The 3,177-nt window shown below is 59.0% G+C and carries 2 protein-coding genes; both read right to left on the bottom strand.

Translation table 11 applies throughout. The features are described 5' to 3' along the window. Positions 1 to 2,753: BPTD_3080 family restriction endonuclease (locus Q1M07_RS05255; protein ID WP_300451701.1), on the bottom strand; the 2,753-nt coding region annotated here is incomplete at its 3' end. A 117-nt stretch (positions 2,754 to 2,870) separates the two neighbouring features. After that, positions 2,871 to 3,177, bottom strand: a 307-nt coding sequence (locus Q1M07_RS05250; RefSeq protein WP_300451698.1) for a vitamin B12 dependent-methionine synthase activation domain-containing protein, incomplete at its 5' end; no start/stop codon positions are given.

The raw sequence follows: 3,177 nt of genomic DNA, 5'->3' as shown, positions 1-3,177 counted from the left end.
GCGTTCTTGACGTAGCTTTCGACAGCCGGGATTTTTTCCAGCGTCTTTGCGGCGATCTGTTCCCAGGCGTCGGTATCGGCCACTACGAGGTTGATATGGCTTTTCTTGGTTGGCCATGTTTTCTTGCTGGTGTGGCCGAAGACGTGGGCGGTAGTGCCGAGCGGGTTGTAGTGGTTGAGGATGGGCAGCACGCGCTCCCGCTCCGCGGCATGGGCGATGATGCCGCGATTGATGCTCTCGACGATGGGCTGCGGGTCGTCGTAGATGACAAGGCGCTTGTAGATGGGATCGTCTTCACCCTTGAGCTTGAGCTTTTGCTCGTACCACTGGCCGACAATCGTTTTGACCTGCTGGAAGAGACGCAGGTCGTTGCGCTGCTTTTCGTCGTGTACGCGCAGTAGGTATTCCTTGGTCAGCGTGTAGATGACTTGCTGGTCGCGCAGGTCTTCGAGCTTGGCGCGCAGGGTTTGGGTATCACCGGAGACAGCCGTGCCGAGGGTGGTTTCGACCGGCTGAGTGTTGGTGTCGACAAAGTAGTCCGGTGTCGCGGTGAAATCGGCCTTGAGTTCGCTGCTGTCAGTTTCGAGGCGATAGCCGATAAGGTTGGGAAAGCGGATTTCAAGCGATGAGCGCTCCGGCAACGCGCGCAGGAGGGCGTAATCCGGCACCTCGACCTGACTGCTCTTCCCGGCCTTGAACAACTTGAAGGGGACACCAATGATGTGAGCGTATTCGGGCGGGAATTTGCCGGTCTTGGGGTCGATGTAGTAGTGCCGGCGGCGCAGGGCCCGGCCGGCGACCTGCTCACAAAGCAGTTGCGAGCCGAAGGCGCGCAGCCCCATGACGTGGGTGACGGTATTGGCGTCCCAGCCTTCGGTCAGCATCGACACGGAAACCACGCAGCGAATGTGGGCACCGAGTGTATCGGGCTTGCCTACTGTATTGACGACTTCACGCAGCAAATCCCCATCGGTGAGTTGTTCGATGCTCTTGTCGGGGTGACGTTGCCGGTATTCGCGCTTGAAACGTTCGATTTCCGGGCCGAATACCTTCTTGAAACTGTCGTCGATCTGGCCGGAGTGTTCGAGGGCATCGCTGTCGATGAGCAGGGTGGGCGGACGATTCAGTGGCCGACCGGTATTCGGGTCAAAATTTGAGAACAGCGGCAGCCGACCGGCTACGACGGATGTCTGGCCGTTTTCGTCAATGCGCTCGTAGCCGGCGATTTCCTTGAAAACCTCGCGCGACACCGTGGTGTTGTTACAGACGACGATGAAGACTGGCGGCGCCGTGAACATGTCGGCCTTGATTTCGCCCTTCTTGCGCTGGCCGCGCTCGTATTCTTCGTAGTGGTTATAGAACTGCTCGAGGGCTGAACGGACGATACCGGGCAGATGCGGCGCAGCCTCGAATTTGACCTCATCGTTGTCGGCATCCTTGCGAGCCTTGCGCTGACCTTTTTTGGGTAACTCACCCTTGCAGTTCTCGTAGAGGTTCTTGAGGATGGGCTCGTCGATGGCGTGGCTACTGTCATCGACCGGCAGGAAGGGAATCTTGACCAGACCCGACTCGATAGCTTCGATCAATCCGAAATCGCTGACCGTCCACGGGAACAGCGAATAGGCGGGATAGCCGGAACCCGAAAGGAAGTAGGGTGTGGCCGATAGGTCATAGACGGCACGCAGCTTGAAACGCTGCGCTACAGCACGGAGGCCCGAGAACCAGACAGCAGCGCGTTCGTTCTCGGTTTCGGAGTTATCAAGTTCAGTGTCCTTGCCTTTGGCAAGCGGCAGGTAGCAGTGGTGGGCTTCGTCGTTGATGACAAGCAGTCGCCGACCCGGCTTGAAACTGCCGAGCACGCGGCGCAACACAAGATTTTCGTCTTCGCAGCTTTTAACCTTGTTGCCGTCTTCATCGAGCTTGCCGTCAAAGGGCGTCTTCTTGTTGCCCGAAAGCTGGCGCGGCAGAAATTCGTGGTAATTGGTCACGATCAGCCTATGGGCGAGTTCCCCAAGGGCCGCGCGGTAAGACGGCGGGAGCAGGTAGCGCTGACGGTAATAGTCTTGTGCATCCTGCGGACTGTCGTGGCGGGCATCCGGAATCAAAACTTTGAGCCGATCACGAATGGTGATGCCGGGCGCGACGACGAGGAAATAATCGCAGTAGCGGGTGTCGTTGCGGTATTCGCGTCGGTTGAGGTAGTGGTAGAGAATCAAGCAGGCCATGACAACCGTTTTGCCGCTACCGGTCGCCATCTTGAAGGCCTGACGGGGCAATTGATCGGCGGGAGCGCCACCCGGAGTTGCCTGACGCTGGCGTAACTGACTGAGAATGTGCGTCCCGGAATTGGATTTTTCAGCCACTTCGTTGAGCCAGATGGCGGTTTCAACGGCCTCCTGCTGGGCAAAAAAGAGCTTCTGGTGCGGCGCGCGCTCGGGATTGGCAAACCAATAGCCAAGCAGGTCTCGCGTTACCCGACTAGTGACACCCCGATAGGCGGACTGGCGCCAGTCACGGATCTGCTCACGCATCTGGTTAACAAGGTGTTCTCCGAACTCGCTCTTGAGATCGTTGAGGTCAAACATGCTGCCCTGCGCCTGCTGACCAAGTGGTACCTGTGGAACATCCGGCGTGAAGAGGCGGCGACCTTCACGAATATCCTTGTAATTCAGGTTTCCCTGAAGGTCAGTCGCGTAGTGGCGCTCCGGCTCGGCGTATGGCGCGTTCAGAATCGGATTTGCGTCTACTCTCACTTTGGTTCAACTCCCCATCGTATGCTGATGGACAGGCAACTACGATCAGCGCCGTACGCCCGGCAGATTGATCTTAGCACCTGGGCATAAACACCCGTCGCCGAACAGGATAGGCCGTCACAGCAGCGGCGCCAGCCACTTCTCGGCTTCGGCCACGCTCATCCCGCTGCGCCCGGCCCAGTCTTCCAGCTGATCGCGGCCGATCTTGCTGACCGCGAAGTAGTGGCTGTCCGGATGGGCGAGGTAGAAGCCGCTCACCGCCGCCGCCGGGGTCATGGCGAAGCTCTCTGTGAGGTGCATGTCGGCCCGGGCAGGGGCATCGAGCAGCTTGAAGAGATCGCCCTTGACGGTGTGATCCGGGCAGGCTGGGTAGCCGGGGGCCGGGCGGATGCCCTGGTAGGCCTCCTTGATCAGCTCGTCGCAG

It is taken from the genome of Accumulibacter sp., assembly GCF_029255285.1.
GTDB lineage: Bacteria > Pseudomonadota > Gammaproteobacteria > Burkholderiales > Rhodocyclaceae > Accumulibacter.
Note: the sequence above shows the minus strand (reverse complement) of the source record. Positions and strands in the feature narration are given on the sequence as shown.